This window comes from Telluribacter roseus (genome assembly GCF_017355915.2).
Taxonomy (GTDB): domain Bacteria; phylum Bacteroidota; class Bacteroidia; order Cytophagales; family Spirosomataceae; genus Telluribacter.
The window spans coordinates 266,357-282,986 of the sequence record NZ_JAFEUV020000005.1 but is presented as its reverse complement, the minus strand read 5'-3'; the positions used below and the strand labels follow the sequence as shown (position 1 = coordinate 282,986).

The window sequence follows — 16,630 nt, the reverse complement described above, 5'->3', positions numbered from 1 at the left end:
GAATCCCCACCACGTTGCTGGTGGGGATTTTTTTTTACCCAATTCCACTGAATTGTGAAAAATTGGTTACATCATAAGCCTACTTCACTCATTCTCAGCCATGGTACTGTTTTTTAATTATAGTAAGTAAAAAAACGAATAGCTTATGAAACCATATATTAATTCTCCGGAACTAACGTATTTGTCGCCTACAACGCGTGAAAGAGCACTCATTATAGCTCAGCAACTCGTGACAAGTCATCGTTTGTCCCCCAAAGAAGCTGTTTCAATGGCTATTTCAATGGCAAAGAACTGGGCGGTTAAGAATGTGAACCGTCGCGTATGGAAGCGTCTTAAATCAGCTGATAAAGAGTAGATATGAGCGCAACCGGTGGAAAATTTGAGAATCAGGTAGCCATTGTGACGGGAGCTAGTAGCGGTTTGGGAAAGGCATGCGCGATTCATATGGGAAGCCTTGGCGCTAAGGTAGTAGTTAACTACCATAGTGGCGAAGAAGAGGCAGAAGAGGTCGTAAAAGAGATAAAACAACGAGGAGGCGAAGGCTTGGCAGTACAGGCAGATGTAAGCAAAGAGCCAGAGATATTGAACCTATTTACTAAGACCGTTGATACGTTTGGTAGACTGGACATACTGGTAAGCAATGCAGGATTACAGGTTGATGCGCCTTTTCTGGAAATGACTCTTGAGCAGTGGCAGAAGGTAATCGATGTGAACCTGACGGGTCAGTTTCTCTGCTCCCGGGAAGCATCAAAGATTTTTATCAGACAGAGTCGGGCGACGGCCGCTGAGGAAAGAAGCGAAAGAGCCATCGGAAAGATAGTAATGATGAGTTCAGTACATGATATAATTCCCTGGGCAGGTCACATCAATTACGCTGCTTCCAAAGGTGGATTGCTCATGCTGATGAAATCAATCGCTCAGGAGCTGGCTCCTTATAAGATTAGGATCAACTCTGTGAGTCCCGGAGCAATCAAGACCCCTATTAATAAGGAGGTCTGGTCCGACGAGTCAAAATATAAAGAACTCCTGGAGCTGATACCTTATCAGCGGATAGGAACCCCCGAAGATGTAGCCAAAGCGGTAGCCTGGCTGGCTTCTGATGATTCAGATTACGTCCACGGCGAGACTCTGTACATCGATGGTGGGATGACATTATATCCGGCTTTTTCGGATAATGGTTAACGGCTGGGCACTGAGGATGAGTGTATGAGTGATTATGAGTGAACAACCAGTCGTTTTAAAGCCTTGGCAAGTTTTAGCCAAGGCTTTTTTTATGCCCCTACTTTCTATTAGCAGTACGTTGACAAGGCCTCCTCTCCTGCTATGCTTTCGCTGAGTTCGTGAGATGAGTAAGTATATAGAGATACATTGACTCTACCTTCTCGTGCTAGCGTAATCTGCTACTTTGCTACTAGTAAGTACTTAAAATATTTAGCTCGGCTTTACCTTCTGCCACCTTTCTACTACTCATACTTTGCTCTTAGATCAGGTTGTAGAGGTAGAGGCTGGGTAGTTGGTCCGTTTCCTGTCAAAAGGAATTCCTATCACGTTTTACATAGCTAACTACCTAATGAAAAAGAAGCCCGCTACGATCTGTGTCGTAGCGGGCTCTCTTATATTTAAACAACTAGTTTATCGATTATCGAAGTGACATAGAGGTTTTACCCTGAGCTGCCTCTTTTTTCAACTTTTCATTAGCCACGATCACTACCTCCACCCGACGGTTTTGCTGTCTTCCAGCTTCGGTATCGTTGGTAGTTACGGGCTGACTTTCTCCATAGCCAACAGTCTGCAAACGTTTACGGGATACATTAGCTGAACGCAAGTAGGCAGCTACCGCTTCGGCCCTGCGGGTAGACAGCCGCTGGTTGTAGTCGTCGCTACCCTTGCTGTCGGTATGTCCCTCGATCAGGATTTCGGTATCCTCATACTTCTTGAGTACCTCTGCCATCCGATCCAGATTAGCACGAGTTTCGCTATTGATCTTTTCTGAGTCAAACCCAAATAAGAAGCCTGATTCGAAGGTCATCTTGATACCTTCACCTACCCGCTCTACTTTGGCTCCCTCGACTTTCTGCTCCAGCTCTTTCGCCTGTTTATCCATATATACTCCAATCAGAGCTCCGGCCGAGCCTCCCACCGCCGCACCTATGATGGCACCTACGGCTGTATTACCTGATCGTTTGCCAATGATAGCCCCGGCGGCCCCTCCGGCCCCCACGCCTATTATGGCTCCTTTTTCCTGTTTTGATAGTTTGCTGTTTTTACAACCGGTCATCGTAGAACCGATCAGTACAGCCGCCGTTAATACAAAAGTTACTTTCTTCATAGCTTCACAAGTTTACGTAACACGCCCGTCGGGCGTGCCTGATCAGAATATAGCAAATCCGAGAGTAGCCTGCCACAGGTTACCTTTCCGCATCAACTGCGAGTTCAGATTTGAGTCAGTGGTATTGATTACATTACTCAGGTTGCCTTCGTAGCGCAGGTCTAGGCTAAGGTTGCCGATGTCGAATCCTACCCCCGCCTGGTATCCCAGGGCCGCCCGGTTGAGATTGTCACGCGCTGAGCGTGCTCCTACTTCGTTCAGGGCTTCGCGCAGTCCCTGGTTCTGGGCTACCTGTAAGGAAGCGATCGGGCCAGCATTCAATCGAAGTACCTGACCAATGCGAATCCCTAACAGTACCGGAACGTCGATATTGGTGAATCGTACATCCACCCGGTTCTGGTCATTGGTGATACCATCACGGTATACATTAAAGGTACCTCCCTTCTGTGAGAAGAGCAGCTCGGGCTGAATAAAGAGCGAGTTACCAAAGCGGGCATAGGCACCACCCACAAATCCGGTCAGGCGGGTTTCGTTATCGCCTATACGTATAGTTGGGTCACTGGCATTGTATACGTCTCCACCACGTAAGGTAGACAGGTTGGCTCCGCCTTTTAAGCCTAGTTTGAACGAACGCTGTGCCATGGAAGTACCAACTGACATAAGCAGTACAATGGCTACTAGATATAATCTTCCTGCTTTCATAGATGATTAAATAGGTTAGAACATATAGCCCATAATCAAATATCTGTTCCACGACCGCTTTTTTTGGACATAAGGAGGTTGTTGAACAACAGCTAACCCATTAAAATATAGACCTATACTACGTATAGCCACAGTAGTTCTCTTCACCGCGCCGCCGCCAGCCCAGCCGAACTTGGACTTTTCCTAGGCTCAAAATCTATATAAAAGTCGGGGAATTGTGTGAGAAGCAGGGGAAGGAAGTACCCACCTTTCAGGCTGCCGGCTTCACAAACAAGGTGGAATATGTTTGATAATGGTATAGATATAGTCATGAAAAAAGAACCATGGAAAAGCAGACCTATGTACAAAATGAGCAGAATCCGGCTGCTGCTCACCGCTCAACCAAACTATGGCAGGTGCTCAATCTGGTGGGCTTTGCCGGGATGGTTGTGATGAATTATCTGGCGAATGCAGTTCCCATAAATGGGCAGACTACGGGCGAACTCTCGGACAAGTACCCCAACCTGTTTGTTCCCGCCGACGTTACCTTTTCGATCTGGGGCGTTATCTACCTGGCGTTGGGAGCTTATACAGTGTATCAGGCCCTGCCGCTTGTAGGCAAACAGCGGGAGGATGTGACCCTTAGTGTGAATAGTATGAATGGGTGGTACTTCTTTACCTCTCTGCTCAATGCCTCCTGGATCGTAGCCTGGCATTATGAGCTTTTTCCGGTATCGCTGGCCATTATGCTGATGCTCCTGGTGAGTCTGCTCCGGATTAATTTCGGGCTCTTTAACATCCAGCCCTACCTGTCTGCCACGGGTCGCTTCCTTACCAAGGCTGCCTTCGGACTTTATCTGGGTTGGATTTGTATTGCCACCATTGCCAACATCACTGCCTGGCTGGTAGCCATCAACTGGCAAGGCTCCGGATTGGGACCTGAAACCTGGGCCTTTATCGTCATCCTGCTGGGTATGCTGATCGGACTCTATACAGCGGTGGCCCTGTCGAACGGGTACATTTCTCTGGCGGTGGCCTGGGCTCTGGTAGGTATTTATCTCAAACGCTCCGCCAGCGCCGAAGATACCCGATCGCTGATGATTCTGGCAGGTATCGGAGCGGTACTGCTGACGGTCTATTCTGTATATGCCTTATTCATTGCTCCAAAGGAGAGCAACAAGCTAAGACACACCGCCCACTAGAATCAATATACTAGAAGATGATCGGGCAACGGGTACCTGACTTGCGGGAGCGCCCCGGCATATTTACCCTTTGTGACTTGTACTTGGGCTTCTTCTCCCGCCGGATACCAAACTTCTTGGGCGCGTAGGGCATCAGTTTGAAATCAAACTCCGGTATAAAGTAGTCTTCGGTATAGGTGTCAACGGGCAGCGGAAGGTAGTGCCGTCCGGGGAAGTACAAGGTGTCATACTCGTAGTCGTAGAGGTAGATGGTCACAAATCCGTCACGGCTGTACTTGATGCTGATGTCGGAATAGGGGCCATCGTCTCTGGCCGAAGCAACGGCCTTAGCCAGTTCCTTATGCTTACCGTTCTGGAGCAAGGCCATATTAAACTGAAATACCTTATGGGCGGAATCGATCTCCAGAGCTACCCCCAGGTAGTACTTGGCATCCTTCATCCGTTCCATACCCGCGTATAGTACCCCTGTATTGTTAAGGGCGCTCTTGTCCTGGTGGATTTTATAGCTTTGCTGGGCCTCGTCGTACTTTTCCCAGTAGCGGTATACATTGCCCTGGTTTACATTGTAAAATTTACGGCTGGGTGCCATGCGCATGGCTTCGTTGAAGTCGTTCTGGGCCTGCTGGTACCGGATATCGGCATCCAGACGCTGCATCCGCTGCTCATGCCGGTTACCCAGATACGCCTGTACGATACCCCGGTTGTTCAGGAGGTAAGGGATAGTCGGGTTCTCCTTGATGAGGCTATCGAACAGGGTTACGGATTTATCCAGCTGATCATTTTCCAGCATAACTACTCCCCAGCCATTCTGCGCTTTGAGATTGGCCGGATTCAGCCGGATGGCCTTCTTGAACACGTCGTAGCTCTTGGTGAACATATCGAAGTGCATGAGCAGGTTGCCGTAGTTACTCCACATCCGGTCGTAGGTCTTCTCGTAGTTAAGGGCCTTGCTCAGGTACTGCCCGGCTTCAGAAAAACGCCTCTGATCGATCAGTACCCCACTCATACCAGCCAGAGCCTCGTAGCGGGCTCCATCCAGTCGGATGGCTTTCTGGAAATCCTGCTGGGCAGCGGCTGCCTTGCGGGTATAGTAGTGGCTGTACCCCCTGCTGACAAATACATCCGCCAGGGCGCGGTTATTTTCATCAATCAGTGGCTCGGCCCGGGCAAAGTCTTCGAGCGCCAGATCGTAATGCTTCATGCCGTAATGTACCAGGGCCCGCCCCAAGTAGGCCGACAAGTAGGTAGTATCGGAATGTAGTATACGCTCATAAATACCCTTGGCCTTGGCGTACTCGTGCTTGCTCAGCAGTACGTTGCCCTGTCCGCACAAGGCTGCTTTGTCGTCCTTGAGGGCAGTGGCGGCAAGCTGGTAGTAGCGCTGCGCCTCGTTGAGTTGCTGCAAGCCGTAATGGGCGTGGCCCAGTCCGAGGTAGGCATTGCCACGGAAGGTACGGTCTTCCGACTCAATATACTGCTCAAATACGTGCCGGGCCGCACCAAAGCGGTTCAAAGAAAGCAAGGCATTGGCGTACCGGATCTGGGCTTTGGGATGCTGCCGGGCCACCTTCTCAAAATCGTTAACGGCCCTTTTGTCTTTACCCAGCTGCATCAGCAGGTCACCCCGCTGCAGGCGGTAAGCAATCAGCTTATCCTTTTGCCGAATGGCGGCCGTTAGTTCATCCACTGCCTCCTCAGCTCGGTTAGCGGCTTTGTAGAATAGCGCGGTATTGTAGTTCCACTTACCGGCCGTATTGCTGCGGGGCGTTTGGGAGGCATAGGCCAGCCCCTCCTCATACTGACCTTCCAGCCCATAGGATACGAGCGTATTCAGGGCTGCGTAGTTACTTTCGGGATTGTTGTTGAGATCGCCCCGCGCGGCTGCGTAGTGGCGGCTGAGTAAACGGATCAGTCCCCGGTTGTAGATGTACCTGGGATTGCCCTCCGTAGTCTCCATGGACTCCATGAGCCACAGGCCTTTGCTGTGGTTACCTGACAAAGCCTGCAGTACCGCTTCGTTATTAATTCGCTGCAGAGAGTCGTTACGGTCGTAGTTTATACGGTGGTAGGCTTCGTAGGCCTTCTGAAGTTCCATCAGCCCTCTGCGATACTCTTTGGTATGCAGCAGTGCTGGATTATGCTCCTCAAAAGATTGGTTGAAAATTGGTAAAAGACGCTCAAATATCTGCTGGCACTCCCGAAACTCCTGCGCAGTAGCCCGATGGCACACGCACAGAAGGAAAAGCCCAGCCACCAAAACATTCCTTAAGTTAATGTTTTCCCTCCCCATGTTGTAATCAACTTCCGACACTCTAACCTACTACAAAATATAATGAATATCAACCGGCAGGCACATCAGAGGGCATTTTTACTACTAATGTCCAATTATTTATTCAATATATGTTATTAGCAATTTTAGTACCAACATTTAAAAAGGAAGTCATAACACATATCCCACCTGCTACTTAAGACGCTTGTCGAACTGAACAGGCTCTACTCCTACTACCTTGGCCAGGTTGTGTTGCGGGTGCAATGGGTTGAGCAGATAGTTGTATTCGGTTGTGGATTGGGCGGAGGGTACTTTGAGTATCCAGCTATCACCCGCGCGAATCCATTCTTCGGTATAATCAGCCAGGGCATCGGGATACGGGAAGTTCCACCAGTCCTGGGGGAGCAGGTTGGGGGTGAGTAGCTGAATGGTAGCGTCGTTCGGAACTTCTATAGTAACCAGTACCTGATTTTTGGGCAGAATCAGGGAGTTGGCAAGTACCTCCAGCTTGGCCAGCGACACGTGCTCGGAGGTATAGAGTACCCGCGTACCCCGGCGATGCCAGCGGCCATTGCCATAGAGGCAGCCGGTAGCCATCAGATCATACGCATAGGTATCTCTGGTGATGCGGTAAAGCAGCATATACTATGAATAGAGGCCGTGCTCGATCCGGAACAGGATGTCCATTACCTCTTCACGACCCAGAGACGAGTTAAGTATCTCTACGGGCTTGCGGTTGCCGAGGGCCAGGATGGGGGTATTGAGCCAGAATTTAAGAGCCTCCTCGTCTTCAAACACCTCCAGTCCCTTGGCTATGATGGAGGATAGCTCAATGACCTTTTCGCTCTCTTCGGATGAGAGAGCCGTTTTGTTCTTGATCCGGCGCTGAAAAGTACTTTCGGACAGGTTCAATAAGCGACTAAACTGCTTGTTGGAAAGATCAAGGCGCTGCTGTACGCGTTGCGCTACCGAAATGGAAAACCCCTTCTCGGCGGCACGAATAAAATCGAGGGTATTATCCACTCCTACCTGCAAGGATTTCTTTCCTCCCAGTATAGCTACAACCTGACTGACCGACACCTGCATACTTTCAAATGATTATTCTAAAACTGTCAACTGCACGTAAAGATATCTAATTATTTTGAAACTCAAAATAGTGTACCCGATGATAGTCACTCAGATGAGCCATATTCATTCTCAAACCAATATACGATCTGATAAAATTGGCCTTTTACAATCCGTTAGTAAACCTACTGGTGTTAGAAAGGGCAGAATGCGCCTGATTACGACCTGGGGAAGCCAGGAAGCTGGGTAACCCGCAGGGCCTGATTGAGGTGCCGCTGGGTATGCGCTGTGACAAAAATAAGTACATCGCCAGCCCGGAACTTCAGCCAGTTGAAAAAGGGTGAAATTACTTTCGAACCTTCCAGATCCAGCTTAGTCGTTTGTGGGAGCAGCTCCAGAAACAGGTTTTCCAACTCCACAAATCGATCGAAGACCGAATCCGGATCAGGATTGGTGCGTGGTCGTGCCATGGCCGGTGCCGGTAGCTTCCAGGTAGAAGCCGGATCGAGTGCTTTGAGCATAAGTCTGCCGTTCTTACTCATTATAAAGCGCCGGTCGGGAGTACCCTGTACCGTATGCGGTACATCGTCTACTTTCTTCTGGATCTGCCGGATGTAGTACGTATGGGTAAGGTTGAGGTGAGCCAGACACTCCGTAATGCTCCAGCTGGTAGGGGCCGGTTTCCAGACCTTCTGAGCATCTGACAACGGAGCCAGCTGCATGGTAAGGATGGAGAGGATATCCTGATGTTTATAGGTGAGCTCATCCACCAGGTCAGAGATAATGTATTCAGTTTTCATGAAGTGCCAGGTACTTTTAAGTTGATCAGAGGAAGGTTTAGTGACTCGAAATAGTGTTCTAGTTAGGAAGAAAAAGCCTTATAAAAAAGCAAAAGGGTGAGCAGCTCACCCTTTTGCCTCCTATGCAAAACCCGAATCAGGGTATGAGCTCCAGGACATAGACTGACTTGGGAGCCAGTGGAATGCTGCCTACTACCGAAATAGTCTCGTCCGTAATCACATTACGACCTTTGGTAGCGCCTTTGATTCGCTCCGAAAAGCGGGTAGTCGGCAGATCATGGGTACTGTCACCGGTGTTTGAGATTACCATGATGGTCTTGTTATCGTCGTACCGGAAGTAGGTATACACCCCATTTTCGGGCAGGTACTGCATCAGCTTTCCGGAGTGCAGGGCCGGCGTATTCTTCCGGTAGGTAGCCAGCTTCTTCACGAAGTTGAAGGCCTCATTTTCGGCCTGGGTACGACCGGTAGCCACAAACTTGTTTTCCCGGTCTCCCGCAAATCCTCCCGGAAAGTCTCTGCGTACTTCAGCGTCGGATGGGTTCTTAAAGTTCTTCATCAGGATCTCGGTCCCGTAGTAGAGTTGCGGAATGCCCCGGGTCGTCAGCAACCAGGTAATTCCCATCCGGTACTTCCGGATATCCTCTCCCACTACCGACAGGAACCGGTCCATATCGTGGTTGTCCAGGAAGGTTACCAGCCGGGTGGGGTCTTCGTACACGTAGTCCTGACCCAGCGTCTGGTACAGGCGCTGTATGCCTTCGTTCCAGCCGGGCTTCTGGTTCAGAGCGTCCATCATGGCAAACTGCAGCTGGAAGTCGACAGAGCCGGGCAGGTTGCTCTTGAAGGAGAGCTGCAGGTTATTACGCTGGAAGTAGGCTTGGTTCAGGATGCTGTTCACCCAGTTCTCGCCGAATATATGCAGCCGGGGGTACTCTTCCAGCAGCGCCGCGTTGCAGCGATTCATAAACTCAAGATCATTGTACATGTAGGTATCAATCCGCCAGGCGTCAATGCCGAACGTCTCGACAGTCCAGATGGCGTGCTGGAGCAGGTAGTTCCCCACAAACGGATTGGATTGATTGAGATCGGGCAGAAAAGGAACAAACCAACCCTCGGCCGTTACCTTACGGTCAATGGCCGACGCGTAGGGGTCTACCAGCGGCTGATCCTTGTAGGAGGTATTGGTGTAGGTGGGCCACTGGTGCAGCCAGTCCTTCATGGGCAGGTCTTTGATAAACCAGTGGTTGATGCCGACGTGGTTGTAGACCGCGTCCTGAACTACCTTGAGGCCATTGGCGTGGGCTACCTCCACCAGTTTTTTGTAGGCGGCATTACCGCCCAGTCGCTTATCCACCTGGTAATGGTCCGTAAATCCGTAGCCGTGGTAGGCGCTCCGCATAGCTCCGCCTTCGTCGGTTAGCGGTTGATTATTTTCAATGACAGGGTTTAACCATAAGGCAGTTACGCCCATTTCCTTAAAGTAATCCATGTGGTTGATGATACCCTGGAGGTCGCCTCCGTGGCGCAGGAACGGGTTGTTCCGGTCGGCTTTAGTATCGGCCATGTCGGCATAGCGGTCATTGGAAGGGTCACCGTTGGAAAACCGGTCGGGCAGCACCAGGTAGATGAAGTCTGACTGATCTACCCCCTGCGCTTTTAGTTCATTGGTACGGGCTTTTAACTCGTAGGATACGGCGGTACTTGACCTCTGTGAGCTGGTACGCTTGCCTTTCCGGACCTGTACATCCTTAGTCAGTACCAGGTTAAAAGTACCGGGTCGGGCATCGGGGCCTACCGTTAGGTCCACAAACAGGTAGTTAGGGTTTTCGACAGAATTTACCTTTTCCAGTCGTACCCCCGGGTAATTAACTTCAACATTGCTACCGGCCAGGTTTTGCCCGTACAGCAGCAACTGGAGTCGTGGTTCCTTCATCCCGACCCACCAGTTGGTAGGCTCGACACGCCGTACCTGCAGGTTCTGGGCAGAGACTGAACAGTTTAGTAATAATACGAGTAGTAAAAGGGAAAGAATGTTGCGGAACAACATCCGGATGGTCATTTTCATGGGTATCTGAAAGCTTGATTAACTATAAAAAAGAAAGTATATGGTCTATTTTTTCACAAATTAATCCTGTTTACATTTGATTTCTTAACCTAATTCAAAAATGTTAAAAAAGCTGTTGATATTGGTGCTCCTCTTACCATGGGCTCTGCTAGAAGCCTGTAGTACCAGTAATGACAACAAGTCCAACCAACTTATGACTACACAAGTACAGGATCACGACAAACTAGTGATCTACCAGATCTTCACCCGACTATTTGGCAACCAGAACACCACGAACAAATTTTACGGTACCCATGATGAAAACGGCGTGGGGAAGTTCAATGATATAACCACTGCCGCGCTGAAAGAGCTAAAAGCATTTGGCATTACGCATATATGGTACACGGGTGTCATCGAGCACGCTACCATGACTGATTATACCCAAAATGGCATCCGGCAGGACCACCCGCTGATTGTCAAAGGTATAGCCGGATCACCTTACGCTGTTAAAGATTATTACGATGTTAATCCGGACCTGGCGGTGAATGTAAAGGACCGAATGAAAGAGTTTGAGGCCTTGGTGGAGCGTACGCACGCCAACGGTCTGAAAGTACTCATTGACTTCGTGCCCAACCACGTAGCCCGGCAGTACCACTCGGATGCCAAGCCCGCCGGGGTGAAGGACTTCGGGGAAGAAGACAATACCAGCGTGCCCTTTGCCGCTACCAACAACTTCTACTACATTCCGGGGCAGGACTTTAAGGTACCTGAGGGGGTGAAGGCACCCGTAGCTTTCGCGGCTCCATACACCGAGAGTCCCGCCAGGGCAACGGGTAATGATGTGTTCCAGGCCCAGCCCACGATCAACGACTGGTTCGAGACCATCAAGCTCAACTATGGTGTCGACTACCAGAATGGCCGCAGCAAACACTTTGATCCGATCCCCTCGACCTGGCTGAAGATGCGCGATATCCTTACCTTCTGGACGCGCAAGGGTGTAGATGGCTTCCGCTGCGACATGGCCGAAATGGTACCGGTGGAGTTCTGGGCGTGGGTGATCCCCGAAATCAAAAAGGTAAACCCGAAGATTATCTTCATTGCCGAGATCTACAACCCGGCTGAGTACCACAATTACATCCGCAACGGGCAGTTTACGTACCTGTACGATAAAGTGGGCCTGTACGACGCGCTGCGCCGGCTTATGGAAGGCAAGGGTACCGTAGAAGACATCACCCGGGTATGGCAGAACGAATCGGGTGACATAGCCCGGCACATGCTCCGCTTCCTCGAAAACCACGACGAGCAGCGGATTGCCTCGAAGTACTTTGCGGGTGATCCGGTTGTGGCCATTCCGGCCATGACGCTGAGCGCTACCCTGCATACGGGGCCGCTGATGATCTACTTCGGTCAGGAGGTGGGTGTCAACCCCACGGAGGCCGAAGGCTTTCAGGGAGAAGACGGACGTACTACCATATTTGACTACTGGGGGGTACCGGAGTTTCAGCAGTGGGTCAATGGTGGCAAATTTGACGGGAGCAAGCTGACTGCGCAGCAGAAAGAACTGCGGAGCTTCTACCAGCGCCTTAACCACTTCGTACTGAACAACGAGGCTATCCACCGCGGTAAGTTCTTTGACCTTCAGTATATCAATGTAGACGGCCAAAGCCCGGACTACGACAAGACCCGCGTGTACAGCTACCTGCGGTACACCGACGGCCAGAAGCTGCTCTGTGTATACAACTTTGACAAGAGCCGGACAATCGATACATCGGTACGCATACCGGAGGGGGTAGTCAGGGATACGCTGGGGCTGGACCTGGCGGCTCAGTATCAGCTTAAGCAGGTATTCCCGGCCGCCGATCATTCAGAGGTGGTTACGGGTAGTGCTATGGGCTCCGAGGGAGTTCAGGTGAGCCTGCCCCCTGTTTCGGTTCGGATATTTGAGATCCTAAAAAAATAATATACCTCATATATGGCAGTTTCAGCATCTTCCTCCCAGGTGTCACACCGGCAGAAGCCCCGGCTTAGCTTCCTTGACATCTGGAACATGAGCTTTGGCTTCCTGGGAATCCAGTTTGGCTTTGCGCTACAAAATGCTAATGTCAGCCGGATTTTCGAAACCCTGGGTGCCAACGTGGATGACATACCCATCTTATGGGTAGCCGCTCCTCTGACGGGCCTGATCATTCAGCCCATCGTCGGGTACTTCAGCGACCGCACCTGGACCCGTTTGGGACGCCGTCGTCCCTACTTCCTGGCTGGTGCCATTCTGGCCTCACTGGCCCTTTTTGTAATGCCCAACTCGCCTACCCTCTGGTTTGCGGCCGGTATGCTCTGGATCATGGATGCCTCCATCAACATTACGATGGAGCCGTTCCGGGCTTTCGTGGGGGACAATCTTCCCTCCGACCAGCGTACCACCGGCTTTGCCATGCAGAGCTTCTTTATCGGTACCGGAGCCATCGTGGCTTCATCCCTGCCCTACATCATGACCAACTGGTTTGATGTACCTAATCAGGCCGGAGAGGGTATCATTCCTGATTCCGTGAAATGGTCATTTTATCTGGGTGGTGCCGTATTCCTAGCAGCGGTACTCTGGACGGTAGTAAAATCCAGAGAGTATAGTCCCCAGGAGCTGAATGCCTTCGAAGAAAACAACGAGGTACCTCCAGCCGCCGCCTCACCCGGGGCATCTACTACCATATACCAGGCAACGGGTAAGAAGCAAATCCGGAAGGGTAGCATCATTACAGTACTAGGTCTGGCCCTGACGGTATGGCTTTCTACCCAGGACCTCAACAAGGAGCTGTACGTATTTTCACTGGGTACCGCTATCGTTGGATTGCTATTTATCGCTTCGGGCTACCTGCAGAAGACTAGTCGTTTTGAGAATGGCTTCGTCACCATCATGAACGACTTCGAGAACATGCCCATAACCATGAAGCAGCTGGCCGTCGTGCAGTTCTTCTCGTGGTTTGCGCTGTTTGCCATGTGGATCTATATGACACCAGCCGTAACGAGTTGGGTCTACGGTACCACCGACACCACCTCCAAGCTCTATAACGACGGAGCTGACTGGGTAGGGCTTTGTATGGGTATCTATAATGGAGTAGCCGCTCTGGTAGCCTTTGGTATACCGGTGCTGGCCCGGCAGACTAGCCGCCGCGTCGCGCACCTGGTCTGTCTGGTAGCGGGGGGTGTAAGCCTGCTTTCTATCTACTTCCTTACGGATCCTACCTACCTGATGGTATCGATGGTGGGCATTGGGATAGCCTGGGCCTCCATCCTATCGGTACCCTACGCCATGCTGGCTGGTTCACTGCCCGCCAGCAAGATGGGCTACTACATGGGAGTATTCAACTTCTTTATCGTAATACCTCAGATAGTGGCTGCCGCCCTGCTGGGCTTTCTGGTCAAGGTACTGTTTGGAGGTGAGCCTATCTATGCGCTGGTGCTGGGAGGTGTCTCCATGATACTGGCCGGACTACTTAGTCTGCGGGTCAATGATCGGGACTGATGTAAAGTAATCTCTTTCAATAATCCATAGAGCAGGTAGTACATTCCGCTATACTACCTGCTCTTATTTATTTAAAAGGGTTCTGGTGAGCTATGTACCTGCGGTTCACTCCTCAGTTCGTAGAACCAATTTCCCATTAACTACAAAGTGGTTACTTTACTCTCATTACTACTACCTGACTCTCCTTTCTTGTCCCAGCTTTCACTACTGATCTCCCTTTTAGTTCAAAAAAAGTTGAATAGGCCAAAAATCCGGTAGCTTTCTGAGAATAAGCCTATACGGACTACTCCCCGTACCAATCTTATACTGCCACTATGACATCTGATTGGGTAGTTAGGTAGTCATTCCCTATATTGGGGCATCCTTAACCAAACATTATTCTGCTTCGCGTCCCATTCCGCTCTTCACCAAAACAATCTGGAATCTTAATTGTATAGTTCTCAGATGAATTATACGGGACGCAACTTACATATGGAACAGTCTACAACGACTCAGAAAGGGAGACTTATACTAGTTGCCTATCGGTTACCATTTAAGATCAAAAAGGAAGGCGACACCATCAATCTCTTCCAGAATTCCGGTGGTCTGGTTTCGGCCGTGCTGTCTTTAGCGCAAGGAAAACAGAATACGGACTCCCAGTTTGAAGGAAAAATACAGTGGGCAGGCTATACTGACAATAGCCGCGAAGAACTGGAAGGACAGGTACTTGAAAACGAAAACTTCAAAGCTCATCCGGTATTCATACCCGAGGAGCTCAATAACGACTACTACGAAGGTTTTTGTAATGACCTGATCTGGCCCCTTTGCCACTACTTCCCGTCGCTGGCCAAGTTTGAAGAGCGCTACTGGGATGCCTATCAGGAAGCCAATGATCTCTTCTTTCAGCAGCTTGCTGACATTATCCAGCCCAATGATACCATATGGGTGCATGATTATCAGCTCATGCTCCTGCCCGACCTGATACGCCAGCGGTTCCCTGACAATAAGATCGGCTTTTTCTTCCACATCCCTTTTCCGTCTTTTGAGATATTCCGATTGCTGCCGCGCCGCTGGCGCGAGTCCCTGGTAAGAGGTCTGCTGGGAGCGGATGTGGTCGGATTCCATACCAACGATTACGTGGAGAGCTTCCTGAAGGCGGTACGAATGATACTGGGTTACGGCAATAAGATGCACTACGTCCACCTCAACAACCGGATCGTAAAGGTCGACTCCTTCCCGATCAGCATTGATTACGCCAAGTTTAACCAGGCCTTTGACGAACCTGAAGTAGCCCGGGTAAGGGCCGACGCCCGTCACTCCCTGAAGGAGAAGATCATCTTTTCGGTAGATCGGCTCGACTACTCCAAGGGGCTGCTGCACCGCCTGCACGGTTACGAGCGTTTTCTGGAAATATGCCCGCAGTGGCACAGTAAGGTATCATTTGTAATGGTGGTGGTGCCGTCGAGGGATACCATTGAGCAGTACCAGCAAATGAAATCCGAGATTGATCAGACGGTCGGTCGGATCAATGCAACCTACGGCAGTATCGAGTGGCAACCCATCATTTATCAGTACCGCTCTATGCCTTTTGATGAGCTGGTAGGTATGTACACCGTCAGCGACGTGGCACTCATCACTCCTGTACGCGATGGTATGAACCTGGTATGTAAGGAGTACGTCGCCAGCCGTAAAGATCAGCGGGGAGTACTTATCCTGAGCGAAATGGCTGGCGCGGCCGCCGAGCTGGGAGAAGCCTGTATTATCAACCCTACGGATAATCTGGAAATTGCCAACGCCATCCGCAATGCGCTGGAAATGCCCGTGAATGAACAGGCCAAACGCATCAGAGCCATGCAGAACAGGCTAAGAGCATACGATGTATTTGCGTGGACCAATGATTTTTTTACCCAAATGACTATGATGGAACAAGAGCAAAACCGACTACGACATGACTTTATCACGCAGCGGGATATGAAGGCAATCAGCCAGAGCTTTAACCAGGCTAACAATCGGATATTTTTCTTCGACTACGACGGTACGCTGGTAGCTATCACGCGTGAGCCATCCGAGGCTATCATTACCAAAGAGATGAAGGAACTGGTAAGTGACCTGGCGCAGAGCAATACGGTCGTGATCATTAGTGGCCGCGATAAGGCGTTTCTTGAAGGTGTAGTGGGTGACCTGCCGGTTCATATAGTAGCCGAACACGGTGCCCTGATCAAAAGCCGCGAAAGCGGCGACTGGAACATGAATGAAAGCTACGAGGATGGCTGGAAAGAAAGCATCCGTTCTATTCTGGATCTGTACGTGCAGCGGTGCCCGGGGGCCTTTGTTGAAGAGAAGGAGACTTCGCTGGCCTGGCACTTCCGTACAGCCGATGACCAGCTGTACGCGCAGCGCAGGGCCCAGGAGCTGGCCTGGCAGCTGAAGAACTTTATTCAGCCGGAAATGCACCTGCAGGTGATTGAGGGCAATATGGTGATTGAAGTAAAAAAGACAGCTTTCAATAAAGGGACGGCGGCTCGTATGTTCCTGGATAAAGGCGATTATGATTTTGTCCTGGCCATGGGTGACGATACCACCGATGAAGATATGTTTGAGGCTTTACCCGAAACGGCCTACACCATCAAGGTAGGTGATGCCCTATCCGTAGCCCGAAAACACATCCGAAGTCAGGCAGATGTTATAGTTTTGCTCAAATCCATTCGGGATGGTCAGACTATAGCCAGCTAGACCAGCGT

General features: G+C 50.5%; 13 protein-coding genes. 6 read left to right on the top strand and 7 right to left on the bottom strand.

Going from position 1 to position 16,630, the window contains the following annotated elements:
- Window positions 1-145: 145 nt before the first annotated feature.
- Both JTN23_RS12225 and JTN23_RS12220 read left to right on the top strand, forming a co-directional pair.
- Window positions 146-355 carry a hypothetical protein gene (locus JTN23_RS12225; protein WP_247235114.1) on the top strand — a complete coding sequence of 70 codons (210 nt, stop codon included), beginning with the start codon at window positions 146-148 and terminating at the stop codon, window positions 353-355.
- 2 nt (window positions 356-357) lie between these two features.
- Window positions 358-1,182: an SDR family oxidoreductase gene (locus JTN23_RS12220; RefSeq protein WP_247235113.1), complete on the top strand. Its 825-nt coding sequence runs from the start codon at window positions 358-360 to the stop codon at window positions 1,180-1,182.
- Window positions 1,183-1,639: 457 nt separating this feature from the next.
- Here JTN23_RS12220 and JTN23_RS12215 read toward each other — a convergent pair whose 3' ends face one another.
- A complete protein-coding gene (locus tag JTN23_RS12215) occupies window positions 1,640-2,329 on the bottom strand; it encodes a YiaD family glycine zipper/OmpA-like lipoprotein (RefSeq protein ID WP_247235112.1) in 690 nt (229 codons plus the stop codon).
- 42 nt (window positions 2,330-2,371) lie between these two features.
- On the bottom strand, window positions 2,372-3,031 hold the full coding sequence (locus JTN23_RS12210) for a porin family protein (RefSeq protein WP_247235111.1): 660 nt from the start codon (window positions 3,029-3,031) through the stop codon (window positions 2,372-2,374).
- 323 nt (window positions 3,032-3,354) lie between these two features.
- On the opposite strand from JTN23_RS12210, the gene JTN23_RS12205 reads away from it, so the two are divergent.
- A complete protein-coding gene (locus tag JTN23_RS12205) occupies window positions 3,355-4,212 on the top strand; it encodes a TspO-related membrane protein (protein WP_247235110.1) in 858 nt (285 codons plus the stop codon).
- 10 nt (window positions 4,213-4,222) lie between these two features.
- Here the strand turns inward: JTN23_RS12205 and JTN23_RS12200 are convergent, their stop codons facing one another.
- From JTN23_RS12200 to JTN23_RS12180, 5 genes are all read right to left on the bottom strand, one after another.
- Complete coding sequence (locus JTN23_RS12200) at window positions 4,223-6,307, bottom strand: tetratricopeptide repeat protein (protein ID WP_247235109.1); 2,085 nt, start codon at window positions 6,305-6,307, stop codon at window positions 4,223-4,225.
- Window positions 6,308-6,673: 366 nt separating this feature from the next.
- Window positions 6,674-7,123, bottom strand: a complete 450-nt coding sequence (locus JTN23_RS12195) for an RES family NAD+ phosphorylase (RefSeq protein WP_247235108.1) — start codon at window positions 7,121-7,123, stop codon at window positions 6,674-6,676.
- 3 nt (window positions 7,124-7,126) lie between these two features.
- On the bottom strand, window positions 7,127-7,567 hold the full coding sequence (locus JTN23_RS12190) for an Xre family toxin-antitoxin system antitoxin (RefSeq protein ID WP_247235107.1): 441 nt from the start codon (window positions 7,565-7,567) through the stop codon (window positions 7,127-7,129).
- 197 nt (window positions 7,568-7,764) lie between these two features.
- On the bottom strand, window positions 7,765-8,346 hold the full coding sequence (locus JTN23_RS12185) for a DinB family protein (RefSeq protein WP_247235106.1): 582 nt from the start codon (window positions 8,344-8,346) through the stop codon (window positions 7,765-7,767).
- A gap of 136 nt (window positions 8,347-8,482) precedes the next feature.
- Window positions 8,483-10,414 carry a glycoside hydrolase family 13 protein gene (locus JTN23_RS12180; RefSeq protein WP_247235105.1) on the bottom strand — a complete coding sequence of 644 codons (1,932 nt, stop codon included), beginning with the start codon at window positions 10,412-10,414 and terminating at the stop codon, window positions 8,483-8,485.
- 193 nt (window positions 10,415-10,607) lie between these two features.
- On the opposite strand from JTN23_RS12180, the gene JTN23_RS12175 reads away from it, so the two are divergent.
- From JTN23_RS12175 to JTN23_RS12165, 3 genes are all read left to right on the top strand, one after another.
- Window positions 10,608-12,353, top strand: coding sequence for an alpha-amylase family protein (locus JTN23_RS12175; protein WP_247235104.1), 1,746 nt, complete (start codon window positions 10,608-10,610; stop codon window positions 12,351-12,353).
- A gap of 12 nt (window positions 12,354-12,365) precedes the next feature.
- The gene (locus tag JTN23_RS12170) at window positions 12,366-13,910 is read left to right on the top strand and encodes an MFS transporter (RefSeq protein ID WP_247235103.1); all 1,545 of its coding nucleotides are present in this window, start codon (window positions 12,366-12,368) and stop codon (window positions 13,908-13,910) included.
- A gap of 471 nt (window positions 13,911-14,381) precedes the next feature.
- The gene (locus JTN23_RS12165) at window positions 14,382-16,622 is read left to right on the top strand and encodes a bifunctional alpha,alpha-trehalose-phosphate synthase (UDP-forming)/trehalose-phosphatase (RefSeq protein ID WP_247235102.1); all 2,241 of its coding nucleotides are present in this window, start codon (window positions 14,382-14,384) and stop codon (window positions 16,620-16,622) included.
- Window positions 16,623-16,630 lie beyond the last annotated feature (8 nt).